The following is a 15,781-nucleotide window of genomic DNA, read 5'->3' on the forward strand; positions in this document are numbered from 1 at the left end:
TGTGTAACTTCGCGCATGGCGGGTACGTAGGACTTAAGGACGTTTCGGACGATTTTTATATCAACTGTACAAGTAAATTCCGTGATCAACGACGAGCATACACTCGAATTCATTCTCATATTGATTTTTTGAGACGGGGACAGGGATGCGTTCAAATACTGATAATATTAATAATTTACATGAACTTGTGTCTGGTACACAAGGGCGAGTGGGATCAAATCTGCACCCCGGAATGGTGGATTGTGTACTAAGTCGCTTCACCTATGGCATGACTGAATTCGGCCAGCATACTTATTCCTCGGATCAAAATTGCGCAGTGATTTTGCTGGAGCCTGTGCGCAATCTAAAGTGGAAACCTGGATGTGGTGAAGAACTAGTGTCTAGTTTTACCGCTGGAACCGCTTTCGTTATTCCCGCCAACCAAACCTTGGAAATCTGGTGGACAGAAGCTGCGGAGTATTTGCAGCTAACTATCCCAATAGCTGGCAATTTGGTCGAGATTGATAAAGAGAGCGGGACAGATGCTGTGTCTACGGTGGCCGAGATTGTTAATTTCTCTAGTAAGCAGTGTCTGCAGGTATGCCAGCTTGTAATAGAGCAGTTGATGGAACCCGCAGGTGGAGAGCAAAACTATCTTGCCTCCCTTTATTCTGTTCTTGTCCATCTTTTGCAGCGAAATGCGATGATCGTTCAATCTTCAATGGTGACGCCAGCCGGCCTCAGCAGCTATGCAGCTCGTCAAATAGAAGCTTATTTGAAAGATAAGTTCCGTGAACCAGTGTCAGTACCTGATATGGCTTCGGCACTGGGTATATCAGCGGGGCACTTTGCAACGCGTTTCCGGGAAAGCTTCGGACAAACCCCACATCAGTATCTCATGAGCTTGCGGCTGGATGAGGCCGAGCGATGGCTGAGAGAAACAGATATGCCAATCAGCACCATCGCGGCACGATTAAGTTTCTCAAGCCAGAGCCACCTCACAACAGCATTGCGGAAATACAGACGCCTTACACCTGGTGAGATTAGGCGCCGGAGCTCACACCTAAGATACCGCACGCCCTGAACAGGGACAAACGGAGAGCGTCTGTTATTTAACCGTTGGCAATGACGCTCTTAACCTGCCGTCGTCGTCGAACCGCGCTTTAGCCATTTGCGCCAGATGTGAACTTCGCTTCTGCGTCGCAAGCGACGTACGCGATGAGAGTCGTGAGATAAGACGATTAAACCGAGCGGCAACATCCAAAAGCCGAGGACCGGTAAGAATCCCAATGCTCCACCGACGACGAGTGAACCGCCAAGTGTTCGTCGCATCATGACCGATTGCGGCATCGGGATTCGCTTTCCAAGAATCACAATTGCGCGTTTTCGTGGTTTGGGTTCGTATTCTTCGGTCACTCGACATTTCTCACAGGTTAAAATGGGGCGCTTCGTATCTAGAAACGTACCAGAGAATATAGGGTTTCACGATCAGAATGCAAAAAGTTGGAAAAAATCGAAATTAGGGCTTTGCAAATCAGAAATCCTCCTGCTATACGCCACCTCGCTGACGCAACGAGCACCTCTTCCCCGGTAGCTCAGTGGTAGAGCAACCGGCTGTTAACCGGTTGGTCGCTGGTTCGAATCCGGCCCGGGGAGCCACTTACTTCTTGTAAGTATTTGGAGAGACTAAGTTTATCTGTAAGGCTCAAAATCATATCAGTTCCGTTTTCAAATATATAAGTGGCATTAGACACGCTCGCGATCATTGATCGATGGTTATGGATCGAACTAATGATTCGCTTCTTTGCCTACAAAACAATCTCAAACAGATTTTACTTTATAGAATCGCAGCTTGTTTCATCAAGCGTGGAACCGGATTGCTATCCTCGCAGTTATATCTCTACGTAAGCAGGAGAGAAATATGCTGACCGCAGGTGTGATGTGGCTGTTTGGCGTTCCATTGGTCGCCGTGATTCTGATTTATTTTCTTATTCTTCGTAAGCGCTGATGAGGTTCCAATTTCGAAAACATCAACGATATCGGCATGTTGAAAATACAAAGTGATGACATCGTATCCTGTTGTTCGACTATCCTATCCAACATCGCCAAGTCTCATGAATGGAGAAAGATATGAAGCTTTCTGTGATTTCGCTGGCCGCTGCCATGGCTATGTTTTCATTTGGCGCGAATGCAGCGCCTGTTTCCATGCCAGAGCCGACCAATCAGACCGGGTTGACGCATAAAGTCGATTATCGCTGTGGACCAGGCCGTGTAACGGACCGTCGTGGACGCTGTGTACGTGTGCGTCGCAATGCACCACCGCCACCGCCTCGCTGGCATCGCGATCGACCGTCCCGCGACTGGAGAGGCGAGCGTCATCATAGGTCTGAGAGGCACTATCGCGACCGCGGTAATCGCTACTTCATTCCCAAAAAACGGGAGTCTCACAATTAGAGATATTTAAAATAATCAATCTATAATATTGCCCTGTCAGCTCAGTAGCTGGCAGGGATTTTATTATCTCTTGACTTGGGGATGCATAACTACATTATTAATACTAAGATTAACTGGGTGGGCACTATGAAAAGATCTATTCTTGCTGCTGTTATCGCCTTTTCCGTTTCGCCGGTTGCTGCGGATAGTGTCTATGACAAGTGCATTAAGCAGTCCGATGGAACCAATACTGCTTGGGGGCAGTGTGGTGGTGACTGGTTAAAGCGCGCTGATAATAAGCTGAATGCTGCGTGGAAGAAAGTTTATGGGCAGGCCGACGGGCAAACCAAAACTGACCTGCTGGCTGAGCAGCGGCTGTGGAATAGCTATAAGGAATCGTCCTGCAATTTCTACGCAAATGGCGATTGGGGCAGGGAAGGTCAAGTGCTTCATTATCCCGGCTGTAGAGCGAGCGTGATCGAAGCTCGCACAAAACAACTACAGGAATACGACTCGTTCTCCCCCGGGCCATAGAGCCTAAGCGGCCATACCTTGTCGAATTAAATGCAGGTGTCGGAACGTGATCATTCGGAGAGGTCCACACCTCCCTGCCTGCGCTTTGGTGCTCGACGAGGAAGCTGACCCGAAGGACGACTTGGGTAGGGCTTTATATTCTCTGGTTCCTGCCAAGCATTTATTGGCGGCAACGGCGTTCTTGATCCTTGTTGATGCAAGTAAAGCCCCGCCGTCAAATAAGCATCCTCCAGAGCGCCGTGGCGGGCTCCTACGCGCGACAAACCAATTCTGGAAAGACAATGGTCCAGCTTGGCGGATTCGCCTCCCCAGAGGAGCCTGGCGCGCATCATTGTGCAACGAACCGGCTGAGTAAGCATCTCAACATCCGCTTTGCGAAATTCTCTTTGAATGTAACGCATATCGAATTCAGCGTTGTGGGCGACCAGTTCGTCTGCCCAGCTGAACCATTGGTGTAATGAGCTTGCGCGATCAGCAAACAGATCCTGATAGCGTGTCATCCAGTTATCGAAGCCATGAACCGCTTCGGCTTGCGATGAGCTGTCTTTTCTGGGATCGAAAATCAAATAGAGCGACTGGCTTAGTAGCTCATCACCTTCAATCTTCACTGCGCCAAGCGTGATAATTCGATCATAGGGCAATAACCCCGTCGTCTCGGTGTCAAATACAATGATTTTTTTCTTGCGGGTATGAATTGCAGGGGTTGGAATATCTGTCATGCGGTACCTTGTGATGCTGAACCAAAGCAAGCATATTTTCTGGACAAGTTGAAGGTTTGCAGAGTTGTCAAAGCGACGAAAAGACCTGCTTAAATCTGGTTCCAAAAGCTGTATACGATTGAGCTAAAATATCAGGCACTTAGCCACCTGCAAATTTCGGATGCAGTTACAATCATGGAAGCCGCGTTGTCCATTCAAGAATTGAGCGTTCTGCCTCAGGCTTTCGAAGCATCCGAGTTGCGCTATTCCCCGCGCTTCGGTGATTGTCTTACATCTGCCGCAAAAGAACTTCTCGCAATCACAGCTCGATTGCCGCGCGAAGTACGTTATCTTTCCGACATGCAGAAATGGTTGCTCAGTCAAGCGACGTTTGCCGTCCATTTCGAACATGTAACCAATCCGGATAATCCACCTATCTCGCCGACGAACCTGCTTAACTTTCTTAAAGGCACACCTATTGCCAGCAAAAACACGACGTTGGCATTTCTGCAGGAAACTCGCCACTATAAGTTGCTCGAGGCAATTCCGACCTCTGATCGCCGACAGCAATTGTTCCGTGCGAAGCCGGAAACGGAAGCGCTGATCCATTTGTGGCTGACGACACATCTTGCTGCATTGGACTTGATGGACGGCGGCAATCGCGCTCTACTTATGCAGACGAAGCCTGAATTGTTACGATATGCTCAGCCGCTTATGACCCGCGAAGTTTTGCACAACAGCGACTGGTGCAGGCCTGTGGCGAGCATCGCAAATTTTACGCGCGCGGAATCTGGAAACAATATCCTGCACGATGTCGCTTCGCGTGCACCCTGGGAGTTTTCCGGCGACCGTATATGGATAGGGCAGGTGACATCAAACGGCATATCCAACCGATATCGAATGTCACAAAGCAACACGGCACGGATTCTCGCTCGCGCACGCGACGCCGGCCTTATGGGCTGGGAACGCGCCGGCAATCGTGGCGATTGCTGGCTGTCTGCCACTTTGGTCAATGATTATCGCTATTGGCAGGCGCTCAAATTCGCAGCTATTTCCAAAGCCATGCGCAGCGCCGTGGTAGCTCTGGGGAGAGGGATCTGAAACAGATCAAAAAAAGCGGCTGGACTTTCAGGTCCAGCCGCTATTCCCCGCCCAAAACTAAACCTAGAGCGTGTCGCGCTCAATCGCACCAATGGCGCTCGCTCTAGTTTCCTTTAATTATCGGCATGTTCGCGAACGCCAGATGAATCCATTTGAGCGCGACATGCTCTATTCCTCGATGGTATAGGTGCTGAGCTCGCAAAGGTTCTGCGTGTCTGTCGTCGTGTCCAGATCGTCACTTTCCTGAAATTCAAAACGCATGTCGTATTTGCACACGCGACGACCGTCGGCGATTGTAATTTCGATTGTTTCGCCTGGATTGAGCACCTGTTGTCCAAAAACGTCGCCTTCCCAGTTGTTGACGCCAACTGGAGAAGTATAAAAATGCGTCAGAACAGAATTCGTACCATTCTTTAGGTCAAAGACCAGATCATCTGCTTTCGCTACACCGACAAGCATAAACAGGGCAGCCGATGCGGCGCCCGCAATTTTTATTCTTTTCATGATTATTACCCACCCGCTCAACATCGAGCCTCTGAACATTATTATCAAATATTTAGGCCGTAAATGATTATGATCATTAAACAATAACCCTTTTTTGGGCGGAATATCGTTCGGGTTTTGCCGATGGTGTTTCTGAAGCCCAACCCGTCGGGGCATCTCATAAAAGTTATCGCTTATCTCGAAGCCTGATTGAACCAAATCGCTACAGTTGCGTTGTTCATCTGTCATTAACCATGATGGAGGCTAGCATGTTGCTATATTCGAAGATTGAAACAGGCGTTGCAGCTGCATTTCTTATACTCGTACCGCTCGCTCTGTTTCTGGTATGAGTAGTATGGGCCACGCATTCCAAGGGCGACATTGAAAGCCACGCGCTTTAAATGTCGCCCAATTCTATTCTAATCACATTGATTTTATTTAATGTTTGGATCCTAATTTATTCATCTCGCGTTCACTCCAGCGACGATACATTCGTATCAACACAAAAGGAGTGTTCCATGATTAAGAAAGCCGTTCTCGCCGCCATTGCTCTTTCGTTTGTTGGTGCGCCTCTTGCACAGGCTCAGGATTACCATCAACCACGTAAGCCCGGTTACAATCGTGTAGAGCCTGCTCGTCCATCACATGGTAAGGAGTTCCAGCGCTATGATCGCCGGGATCAGGGGCACAAGCGTTGGTCGCGTGGTGAACGCTACAGTGACTGGCGTCGTCATCAGGAAATTCGCGATTACAAGCGATATGGTCTTCGCAAGCCAGGCCGCGGCCAGCATTGGGTAAAGGTAGATAACCAGTATTTGCTGGTCACTGCTGCAACCGGTCTTATCGCGGGTATCCTTGCTGCACGGTAAAGCCGACAGCAATCAGAGTTTCTAAGCATGAAAGGCGGCATTAGCCGCCTTTTTTCGTTTGAGTACGTAAACTAAAACACGCTAAGCCACTGGAAAACCCTGAGACGAGCGCTGTGTATGACTTGCCGAATTATATGCAAGTCTGCAATGTAGATTTATTGGAAGCGTTATCCCTGTCACATGATGACAGGTTCTGCGCTCAGATGATGGCGCGTTACCGCGATTCAAGTTAGGACTGGATCGTTGGGACCGCTTCCCACTTTTGCTGGAAATGCTTGAAGCGGAGAGACTATATGAGCGGCTTTCTTGCCCTTCTGGATGATGTTGCAGCGATAGCAAAAATTGCTGCGGCATCAGTGGACGATATATCCGCCAACGCCGCAAAAGCGGGCAGCAAAACCATCGGTGTATTGATTGATGACGCTGCAGTCACACCCAATTATGTGGTTGGCATAACGGCTGCACGTGAATTGCCAATGATCGGCAAAATTGCAATGGGCAGCCTTAGAAATAAAGCTCTGCTTATTCCTGTTCTTCTGGCACTCGATTATTTTCTACCAATAGCAATTACCGCGCTTTTGATGATTGGCGGTGCCTATTTGTGTTTCGAAGGTGCCGAAAAGGTCTGGCATAAATTGTTTCCTGGTGAAGACCAACATGAAGATGGCTCTCAAGAGGATAAAGACCCAACTGCGCTTGAAGAAAAGCGCGTCGCTGGCGCCATTAAAACCGATCTCATTCTTTCCGCTGAAATCATGACGCTGGCTCTTTCGATGATTGAAACCAACTCAATCTGGATCGAGCTTGCCACACTTATAGTCGTTGGCATCATGATTACCGTTCTGGTCTATGGCGTTGTAGCAGTTATCGTAAAGCTTGATGATTTCGGCGTGTTAATGGCGCGAAAGGGTCGTCTTTCGGCTACACGGGCATTAGGACGTTTTACAGTTCGCGCGGTTCCCAAGCTGCTGTTAGTGCTTACAATCATTGGCACAGCTGCAATGCTCTGGGTTGGGGGCAATATATTTATCCATGGGTTGCACGGATTGGGCGTTCATCAGCCTTTTGCGTGGATTACGGAAACTGCCGCCGACCTGGCAGCCTATGTTTCAACAGGCCTCGCCAGCACCGTAAACTGGTTTGCAACAGCCTTTGCAGATGGTGTGTTCGGTTTTGTGCTTGGTTCGCTGATTGTGATTTTCATGGCCAAAATTGCAGAGCCGCTTTGGAATGCCACGACGGGCAAAGCTTGAACCAGAGTAAAGAGCAAGGGAAATCCTCGCTCTTTACCTAATGGAAGTCAGATCATTCCGCCATTTGCACGTAGAACCTGACCGTTAATCCAACGTCCGTCTTCCCCCACCAGAAACGCGACTGCTGCAGCGATATCTTCAGGAGTTCCGAGCCTTTCCAACGGGTTCATTTTTGCCAACCGCTCGATAAGGTCGTCGGATTTGCCGTTCAAGAACAAATCTGTTGCTGTTGGCCCGGGCGCGACCGCATTGACAGTGATGCCGCGACCGCGCAGTTCTTTTGCGAGAATTGCTGTCAGCGTTTCAACGGCAGCTTTCGTTGCAGCATAGACACCATAATTTTCAAGCTTCAGACCCACCACGCTTGTCGAGAAATTGACAATACGTCCACCATCACGCAGGCGCTGGGCCGCTTCCCGCATTGTATAGATGCTGCCTTTGAGATTGATCGCAATCTGGCTTTCGATAACTGAATCGTCACCATCCTTCACAGAAGCAAGCTTCATAATTCCAGCATTGTTGACCAGCACATCAACGCCACCAAAGGTGGATTCAGCGCTTTCAAACATGTGCTTAACGGATGCCGGATCGCTGACATCTGCCTGATGCGCAACCGCGTGGCCCCCGGAGTGGATAATCTCAGCCACCAATTCTTCGGCTGCTTTCTTGCTACCTGCATAATTGACGATAATAGTGAAATCATCTTTTGCCATTCGGCGTGCGATAGCAGCACCTATGCCACGTGATGCACCCGTAACGATTGCAACCTTGTCATTGTTTGCAGGCATTAGCTTAACTTCCTTTTGGAACGCATCTCAAAGAGAGATGCGCGTTGAAAATAAATGTTTGAGCGTCGATTGGCAGAAATGAACGCTCCACGTTCGAGACAAAACATAGCGCTTCTATAATGCCGGATAATCATGCATAGTTCGGCATCACTATCCGAATATGGCGAATAATATTATGGACCGATTTGATGCCATGCGGGTTTTTACCCGGGTTACAGAACGACGCAGTTTTACACTTGCTGCGGAAGATTTGGGGCTGCCAAGATCGACTGTAACGGATGCGATCAAGCAGCTGGAAAAGCGTCTTGGTGTCTGTCTGCTTCAGCGCACGACCCGTCATGTAAGCCCAACACTTGACGGTGAAGCTTATTATCGGCGCTGCATTTCTATTATCGAAGAATTGGAAGACGCGGAAGGCGCCTTTGCAGGAACCAAGCCGAAAGGAATATTGCGCATTGATGTGCATGGCACGCTTGCCCGCCATTTTCTTCTACCGGCCTTGCCGCGCTTCTTCGAAACCTACCCCGAAATTGAAATCTACATGAGTGAAGGCGACCGTTTCGTCGATCTCGTCCGTGAAGGCATGGATTGTGTGTTGAGAGCCGGCATACTGCAGGATAGCGACATGATTGTTCGCCGCGTTGCCTTGCTAAAAGAGATCACGCTGGCTTCTCCAGCCTATCTGGAACGCCATGGGATGCCCAGGCATCCTGACAGTTTGATACACGGTCATCAGATGGTTGGATTTCACTCAACATCGACCGGTGGTTTGCTACCTTTAGAGTTTGCAGTCGCGGGTAGGGTCGTCGAGATCAGTTTGCCTGCGCCGATATCAGTCAATGCGGCCGAAAGTTATGTTTCGGCTGCGCGCCTAGGGTTAGGCCTGATCCAAGTTCCGATCTATCATGTTACAAAGCTGATGGAATCCGGAGAACTCATTGAAGTGCTTGCGGATTTCCCTCCAAAGCCGACGCCTGTTTCGCTGCTTTACAGACGAGAGCGTCAGCTTTCGCCACGCGTGCGCGTGTTTATGGAATGGCTGCAACGAGAGTTCAAAGATGCACAAGCATCCAACACTGATCTTGCATTCTTGTAGTCTTGACGTATGTCAGTGCGCGGGGGAGCGTTTTCGAACATGGTGTGTTTGCAATCTTTCAGGCTAAACATGCGATATGGAGCTATCCGGGCCGGCTTGAACGCAATTGCCTTTTCGGGTCTGGGTAAAATTTTTCCGGCTGCTGGCGGACGCGGCGTGGTCTTCACATTGCATCATGTTGGCCCAAACCAGACTGATGGATTTCAGCCCAATTCCATTCTGACGGTTACACCTGAGTTTCTTACAGAGACAATTCAAACTGTGCTTGAAGCTGGCCTAACGCCCGTTCATCTGCATGATTTGCCTGGACTCCTCACAGACCGCTTCGATGATCGAAAATTTGTGGCCTTCACATTCGACGATGGTTATCGAAACAATGCAGAGATTGCAGCCCCGATTTTCCTTAAGTTTGGTATTCCCTATACAGTTTTTCCGACAATGGGCTTTGTCGATCGTACCCATACAATCTGGTGGGAAACGACAGAAGTGCTATTGAGAAATAATCCGCAGATCAGGTTCGATTTTGGTAAAGGGCTGGAGACAATACGCACCGAAACGGTAGCGCAAAAATATGCAGCGTTTGACAGATTAGCTGCATTTGTTCGTTTTTTTGATGAAGATGAGGCTGTTCGGCGTGTTGACGAACTTGCAACCACGCAATGCAACATTGATCCGCATGTAATTGTCGAAAACCTGGTTATGGACCGTGCACAGCTAAAATCGTTGGCGAACGATCCGCTCGTTCACATTGGCGGACACACGATCGCGCATGTTAACCTTCGACGTGTGAATGAAGAACGCCTTGCCCACGAAATAGATGGATCAACCGCTGCAATTGAGGACTGTGTCGGCTATCGACCCAAATCATTCTCATACCCTTACGGTTGGTGCTCGGCGGTCGGCCAACGAGAAATAGAAATGACAGCCAAGGCTGGCTTTGTGGCAGCCGTTACGACTCAGCCAGCAGTTTTGCAGCGATCAGACGCTTTAAAGCCAACGGCTATAAAGCGCATATCGCTCAATGGTAACTTTCAGAAGCAACGCTATGTCAAAGCGTTGATCTCAGGCCTTGCATTCAAGTTTTTATAGATTTGGCTCAGATTCAAGCAGTTCCATGCACAATGCCTTGCTGGCGTCCGAAATATCGGGATTGAATACCAGCCAATAGCCTTTCTTACTCTTGAGGGTCACATCACAAGCAGGAACAAGCTGCCCCCGTTTAATCGCTCCGTCGATCAGTCCGGCCCACCCAAGGGGGCTACCCCTTGTTCGGCAATTGCCGCCTCTAGCACCAGATTATAGGTGTTGAACACCAGCCCATAATTACCGTCGTCAATTTCCTCGTCAATCGCATCAAGCCAGGTCTGCCACGTAAACCAACGATCACCCTGCAAGGTATCGAGATGCAAAAGTGCTGTTGATCTTAACCCCTTTCCATTCGGAAACGGCCCGTGCTGATCGAGAAAGCCGGGGGAACAGACCGGCACAACGGACTCTCCCACAAAAGCAATCGCGTCTTTTGGAAAGTCCTCCCGTGAACCAAACAGAATGGCGATATCTGCCTCTCTGTGATCAAGCGGCTGCAACATGGATGATGCTGTGATGCGAACATCCACCTCTGGATATTTCGGACGGAATTTTGCGACACGCGGCATCAACCAGAAGGCAGCAAAGCCATAATCCGTGGCTATCCGAAGCCCCGGTGTCCGTTGTCTGCGTCTGATTTGCTGAATGGCCTCTTCGATTCCATCAAGGCCAAGACGCACTGCCTCATAAAGTATGCGTCCCTCGGGCAATATTTCTACGCCTCGTGCGCGTCTTGCGAATAGTGAAACGCCCAGCCGGTCTTCCATTCGTTTTATTTGATAGCTGACCGCTGGTTGAGTCATGCCCAGTTCGCGCGCCGCAAGGGTCAGATTTTCCAAACGCCCGACCGCTTCAAAAACGCCAAGACTGCCAAGATCCCAAGATGAAGAAACCATAAATATCCTTTATGTCTTCAATAAAAAATGAATGTCTTTTCCCTTATCCTTAAAGATGTTTTCCTTAAAGGCAGAATGCAAGACATAACGAAATTTGATTTTATGGATCGGATTTCGTCAGAGCCAAACAGGGGAAAATGAATGCGCTATCTCAAACTGACGACACTTGCACTGGCAGCGTTCACGGGGCTTACGGGCGTGGCTTCTGCAGCAGATTCTGCAAAGTGCGAAACTATACGTCTTTCTGATCCGGGTTGGACAGATATTACCTCAACAAATTCCATCGCCAGCGTACTGCTCGACGGTCTGGGCTATAAGGCCGACGTGAAAACGATGTCGGTGCCCATTGGTTATGAGGCCCTTAAAACTGGCAACACCGATGTGTTCCTTGGCAACTGGATGCCAGCGCAACAGAAGTTCCGCGATGACCTCGATAGCGCCAAGGCTGCTGAAGTACTGGTCAAGAACCTTGAAGGCGCAAAATTTACTCTGGCTGTACCAGATTATGTCGCCAAAGACGGCGTGAAGGACTTTGCAGATCTCGCGGCTCACGCCGACAAATTTGGTAAAGAAATTTATGGCATTGAGCCGGGCGCCCCGGCCAATCAGAACATTCAGAAAATCATCGAAGACAAGAAGTTCAAGCTCGATGGCTGGAAGATCGTAGAATCGAGCGAACAGGCTATGCTTGCGCAGGTTGATCGTAGAAACCGGGACAAGCAATGGGTGGTCTTCCTGGCTTGGGCGCCGCATCCGATGAACACCAAGCTCAATATTGAATATCTGTCTGGTGGTGATGATTATTTCGGCCCGAACTATGGTGGCGCGGAAGTTTATACGCTGTCGCGCACTGGCTGGGCGGGCGAATGCCCGAATGCAGCGAACTTTTTCAAGAAGCTCGTTTTCACTGTCGATATTGAAAATGAGGTGATGGACAAGATCCTGAATGAAGGGACCGAAGGTCCAGCGGCGGCTACCGCATGGCTGAAGGCTAATCCGGAGCATATCGATAAGTGGCTCGAGGGTGTCACCACCTTCAAAGGCGAACCAGGAGCGGCAGCGGTAAAGGCAAAACTTGGCCTGTAAAATCCGCTAGAGCAGTTCCAGTTAAGACTGAATTGTTGGAGCCGCTCTATCGGTTTGCTTTTACGCATTATCCAACGCAGAAGGCTCACGCACTTTTGTTGGAAATGCTCTAAGCATTCTTTTTCGGCGGGCGTTTTCAGCGTCCGCCGCTCTGCGTTGATTTCTTTTAATTTATGGTCACAGCCAAATGAAAAAGCCGAATATCCTCGTTCTGATGGTTGATCAGCTGAACGGAACTTTCTTTCCTGATGGCCCCGCGGAATTTCTGCACACGCCGAACTTACGCAAACTAGCCGAGCGCTCGGTGCGTTTTGCAAATTGCTACACAGCAAGCCCGTTATGCGCTCCGGCACGCGCATCGTTCATGTCGGGACAACTGCCTTCCCGAACCGGCGTCTATGACAATGCAGCGGAGTTTTCGTCCGAAATTCCGACCTATGCGCACCATTTGCGCAATGCGGGTTATCAGACGGCCCTATCAGGAAAAATGCATTTTGTCGGCCCGGATCAGTTGCACGGCTTTGAACAGCGCCTGACGACAGACATTTATCCTGCTGATTTTGGCTGGACACCTGATTATCGCAAGCCGGGCGAACGTATTGACTGGTGGTATCATAATCTTGGCTCGATCACCGGTGCTGGAACGGCAGAAATCACCAATCAGCTCGAATATGACGATGAAGTCGCCTATCAGGCAGAAGCCAAGCTCTACGATCTTGCGCGTGGTCATGATGAACGCCCCTGGTGTTTGACCGTGAGCTTCACACATCCGCACGACCCCTATGTCGCCCGCAAACGTTTCCATGATCTTTATGCAAATATTCCAGAGCTTGATCCGAAAATTGGGCCTTTGCCGGAATGCGAAATCGACCCACACAGCGAGCGTCTGCTGCGCGCCTGTAAGGCCGAAGACTATGATATTACTAGCGAGCAGATAAGAGCCGCTCGGCAGGCATATTTTGCCAATATCTCCTATGTCGATGACAAGATTGGCAATCTGCTTGATGTGCTTGAGCGGTGCGGTATGAGCCAGAACACACTGATCGTATTCACTTCCGATCATGGCGATATGCTAGGGGAACGTGGTCTGTGGTTCAAGATGAACTTCTTTGAAGGCTCTGCACGCGTACCGCTGATGATTGCCGCACCCCAGTTAACGCCGGGATTGGTAGGAGAAGCCGTCTCCACGCTTGATGTGCTGCCAACGCTTTCTGATCTCGCGGGTATAGACCTTAAAGGCATCATGCCGTGGACGGACGGTGTATCGCTTATCGATGTTGCTTCAGGTGTGCAGCCGCGTGGCGCAGTGCCTATGGAATATGCCGCTGAGGGCACCATCGCGCCGATGGTTTCTTTGCGGGAAGGCGAGTGGAAGTTGAATCTTTGCCGATTTGACCCGCCGCAATTGTTCAACCTTGTCAATGATCCGGATGAACTAAAAAATCTGGCTGCTTCGCCTGAACATAAAGAAACACTAGAGCGACTTTCGGGCCAAGCCGCGCAACGCTGGGACCTTGAACTTTATGATAGCCAGGTACGGGCAAGCCAGGCGCGCCGCCATGTGGTTTATCCAGCACTCCGCAACGGTGCTTACTATCCATGGGATTATCAACCATTACAGAAGGCATCAGAACGCTATATGCGCAATCATATGGATCTGAATGTTCTGGAGGAAAATCAACGTTTTCCGCGTTAGAGCAAAGCTTGTTCGTTGAATCTGCTCTAACTATTTGTTTTTACGCATTATCCTTATGCAAAACTGCTTCGCGATTTTGCGGCAAATGCTTTAAGTCTGATAAAAAAGCTGATCAAAGATCAGCCTTTTTATTTAACGGAGAATATCGGAGAGGCGCTTCTGCTCTTTTTCCATGCGATCAAGATTGAGGCCGGCAAGTAGGTCCAGAATATGCGTCTTCATCAGGGATTCAGCTTCTTCAACTTTATGCTGCTCAATAGCGTCAACAAGCGCATTATGCGCATGGCTTTCACAGGTCGTTTCCCGGCGCTGCCAATAAAGCGCAATGATAAGCGATGAGCGCGGCAACAGCTCTGCAACGAAACCCGCCAGAATGGAATGTCCCGCAATCTCTGCAAGATCAAGGTGAAAGCGTGCCGAAAGCCTGATTGCATCGCTGTCGCGGCCAGCATGAAGCGCCGCGTGTTCATCATCCAGATGTTTGCGAAGCTTGGCAATATCCTCTGCCGTTGCCACCTTGGCTGCAAGTGCTGCGACTTCGGGCTCAATCAGTGTCCGAGCCTCAAACACTTCTCGCGCTTCTTCCCGCGAGGGTTCTGCAACAAATGCGCCGCGATTGGGTTCAAGGCGCGCAAGTCGATCATGCGAGAGCGCCTGTAGGGCTGATCGCACGACTGCACGGCTGACAGAATATATCGTTGCCAGCTCATCTTCCGGCAGTTTGGTGCCGGGCAGCAACTGATGGCCAACTATTGCGTCACGCAGGCCTTGATAAACGGAGTGCCAGCGCGCGCCCCCATTGCTATTGCCGTTATCAGTTGTGTCTGGTGCGTTAGAGCCAAAAAAATTCATTTGTGTCCGGTTGCCAGGTTATTCAGTTCGCTGGAAACTCTACGAACACGCAGAGCTTCTCACGTACATATCGAACTCACCTCAATAATTGTCAACAAATTCGGCAATTTGATCTACAACATGGGATCGATAGGTTAGACAAAGCGGCTCCCGCCAACCCTCAGTCACTGGAACCGCTCCGTCTTTATGCGCAATTCACCGGCCTGGTGAATATGGTTCAAATATTCCTTCAAAGGCCTTCGTCCGTGGCGGAAGGTATCCGCCTCGTTTGGATGTCTTCAAACCTAAGCTTACCAGCCCTTCACAGAGTTTGACTGCAGCCGTCACGCCATCAATCACCGGCAAACCATGTTCTTGCGATAAGGACGCAGCGAGATCGGCCATGCCCGCACAGCCCAACACAATTGCTTCAGCATGATCATCCCGAATTGCACGCGCTATCTCTTCAGAAATTCGCTTTCTCGCATCTGAGCCGGGAACTTCCAATTCCAGAACGGCAACATCGCTGGCTCTTACACGAGTGCAACGCGTCGCCAAGCCATAACGAACCAGATTATGCTCGATTGCAGGCACCGAGCGGGAGAGGGTGGTCACTACACTGAACTTGCCTGAAATCAGGCTCGCCGTGTGGAACGCAGCCTCACCAATGCCAATCACAGGCATTGTGCTGGCACAACGTGCAGCATCTAATCCCGTATCGTCGAAACAAGCTATGATGCAAGCATCAGCCGACGAATGCTTCCGCATTTCTCCGATCAAGCCAGGAATTGCAAATACCTCGTCGAAATAACCTTCTATGCTGGGTGGGCCGTCCTTGGGATTGACGGCTATGATATTGGTATCGGCCATTGCTACGCTGCGCGCAGCTTCGCCGATCTTCCGCGTCATGGAAGCGGTCGTATTCGGGTTGACGACAAGTATGTCCATTTCC

Annotated in this window: 17 protein-coding genes and 1 tRNA gene; 11 read left to right on the plus strand and 7 right to left on the minus strand. The window is 49.9% G+C overall.

Features of this window, described 5'->3' with window-relative positions; translation table 11 throughout:
- The first annotated feature begins 145 nt into the window (after positions 1-145).
- A complete protein-coding gene (locus OIV19_RS04270; RefSeq protein WP_264230776.1) occupies positions 146-1,063 on the plus strand; it encodes an AraC family transcriptional regulator in 918 nt (305 codons plus the stop codon).
- A 50-nt stretch (positions 1,064-1,113) separates the two neighbouring features.
- Here the strand turns inward: OIV19_RS04270 and OIV19_RS04275 are convergent, their stop codons facing one another.
- Positions 1,114-1,395, minus strand: a complete 282-nt coding sequence (locus OIV19_RS04275) for a hypothetical protein (RefSeq protein WP_095444366.1) — start codon at positions 1,393-1,395, stop codon at positions 1,114-1,116.
- A 168-nt stretch (positions 1,396-1,563) separates the two neighbouring features.
- On the opposite strand from OIV19_RS04275, the gene OIV19_RS04280 reads away from it, so the two are divergent.
- From OIV19_RS04280 to OIV19_RS04290, 3 genes are all read left to right on the plus strand, one after another.
- Positions 1,564-1,638, plus strand: a tRNA-Asn gene (locus OIV19_RS04280).
- A 471-nt stretch (positions 1,639-2,109) separates the two neighbouring features.
- Positions 2,110-2,433, plus strand: a complete 324-nt coding sequence (locus tag OIV19_RS04285; protein ID WP_095444367.1) for a hypothetical protein — start codon at positions 2,110-2,112, stop codon at positions 2,431-2,433.
- Positions 2,434-2,559: 126 nt separating this feature from the next.
- Positions 2,560-2,946: a lysozyme inhibitor LprI family protein gene (locus tag OIV19_RS04290; RefSeq protein WP_151092212.1), complete on the plus strand. Its 387-nt coding sequence runs from the start codon at positions 2,560-2,562 to the stop codon at positions 2,944-2,946.
- Positions 2,947-2,996: 50 nt separating this feature from the next.
- Here the strand turns inward: OIV19_RS04290 and OIV19_RS04295 are convergent, their stop codons facing one another.
- Positions 2,997-3,665 carry a 3'-5' exonuclease gene (locus OIV19_RS04295; RefSeq protein ID WP_264230777.1) on the minus strand — a complete coding sequence of 223 codons (669 nt, stop codon included), beginning with the start codon at positions 3,663-3,665 and terminating at the stop codon, positions 2,997-2,999.
- Positions 3,666-3,851: 186 nt separating this feature from the next.
- Between OIV19_RS04295 and OIV19_RS04300 the strand changes: the two genes are divergently transcribed.
- Positions 3,852-4,745 (plus strand): hypothetical protein, encoded by an 894-nt coding sequence (locus tag OIV19_RS04300; protein WP_151092216.1) that lies wholly within the window; start codon positions 3,852-3,854, stop codon positions 4,743-4,745.
- Positions 4,746-4,913: 168 nt separating this feature from the next.
- Here the strand turns inward: OIV19_RS04300 and OIV19_RS04305 are convergent, their stop codons facing one another.
- On the minus strand, positions 4,914-5,249 hold the full coding sequence (locus tag OIV19_RS04305) for a hypothetical protein (RefSeq protein ID WP_151092220.1): 336 nt from the start codon (positions 5,247-5,249) through the stop codon (positions 4,914-4,916).
- A gap of 497 nt (positions 5,250-5,746) precedes the next feature.
- On the opposite strand from OIV19_RS04305, the gene OIV19_RS04310 reads away from it, so the two are divergent.
- On the plus strand, positions 5,747-6,097 hold the full coding sequence (locus OIV19_RS04310) for an RcnB family protein (protein ID WP_151092224.1): 351 nt from the start codon (positions 5,747-5,749) through the stop codon (positions 6,095-6,097).
- A gap of 293 nt (positions 6,098-6,390) precedes the next feature.
- The gene (locus tag OIV19_RS04315) at positions 6,391-7,350 is read left to right on the plus strand and encodes a DUF808 domain-containing protein (protein WP_191793248.1); all 960 of its coding nucleotides are present in this window, start codon (positions 6,391-6,393) and stop codon (positions 7,348-7,350) included.
- A gap of 47 nt (positions 7,351-7,397) precedes the next feature.
- On the opposite strand, the gene OIV19_RS04320 is transcribed toward OIV19_RS04315, so the two are convergent.
- Positions 7,398-8,138, minus strand: coding sequence for an SDR family oxidoreductase (locus OIV19_RS04320; protein WP_264230778.1), 741 nt, complete (start codon positions 8,136-8,138; stop codon positions 7,398-7,400).
- Positions 8,139-8,313: 175 nt separating this feature from the next.
- On the opposite strand from OIV19_RS04320, the gene OIV19_RS04325 reads away from it, so the two are divergent.
- Positions 8,314-9,234, plus strand: coding sequence for a LysR family transcriptional regulator (locus tag OIV19_RS04325; RefSeq protein WP_151092233.1), 921 nt, complete (start codon positions 8,314-8,316; stop codon positions 9,232-9,234).
- Between the two features lie 96 nt (positions 9,235-9,330).
- Positions 9,331-10,323 carry a polysaccharide deacetylase family protein gene (locus OIV19_RS04330; protein WP_319637581.1) on the plus strand — a complete coding sequence of 331 codons (993 nt, stop codon included), beginning with the start codon at positions 9,331-9,333 and terminating at the stop codon, positions 10,321-10,323.
- 146 nt (positions 10,324-10,469) lie between these two features.
- Here the strand turns inward: OIV19_RS04330 and OIV19_RS04335 are convergent, their stop codons facing one another.
- Positions 10,470-11,216, minus strand: coding sequence for a LysR family transcriptional regulator (locus tag OIV19_RS04335; RefSeq protein ID WP_264230780.1), 747 nt, complete (start codon positions 11,214-11,216; stop codon positions 10,470-10,472).
- Positions 11,217-11,357: 141 nt separating this feature from the next.
- Here OIV19_RS04335 and choX point away from each other — a divergent pair, with 141 nt between their 5' ends.
- A complete protein-coding gene (gene choX / locus OIV19_RS04340; RefSeq protein ID WP_264230781.1) occupies positions 11,358-12,302 on the plus strand; it encodes a choline ABC transporter substrate-binding protein in 945 nt (314 codons plus the stop codon).
- Between the two features lie 187 nt (positions 12,303-12,489).
- Complete coding sequence (gene betC, locus OIV19_RS04345; RefSeq protein WP_264230782.1) at positions 12,490-13,998, plus strand: choline-sulfatase; 1,509 nt, start codon at positions 12,490-12,492, stop codon at positions 13,996-13,998.
- Positions 13,999-14,130: 132 nt separating this feature from the next.
- Here betC and OIV19_RS04350 read toward each other — a convergent pair whose 3' ends face one another.
- Together OIV19_RS04350 and OIV19_RS04355 are read right to left on the minus strand one after the other, a co-directional pair.
- Positions 14,131-14,850: a GntR family transcriptional regulator gene (locus tag OIV19_RS04350; protein WP_151092246.1), complete on the minus strand. Its 720-nt coding sequence runs from the start codon at positions 14,848-14,850 to the stop codon at positions 14,131-14,133.
- A gap of 195 nt (positions 14,851-15,045) precedes the next feature.
- Positions 15,046-15,777: an aspartate/glutamate racemase family protein gene (locus OIV19_RS04355; protein ID WP_264230783.1), complete on the minus strand. Its 732-nt coding sequence runs from the start codon at positions 15,775-15,777 to the stop codon at positions 15,046-15,048.
- Between the last annotated feature and the right edge of the window lie 4 nt (positions 15,778-15,781).

Origin of the sequence: Brucella sp. HL-2 (genome assembly GCF_025846885.2) — a bacterium.
Lineage (GTDB): Bacteria > Pseudomonadota > Alphaproteobacteria > Rhizobiales > Rhizobiaceae > Brucella > Brucella quorumnocens.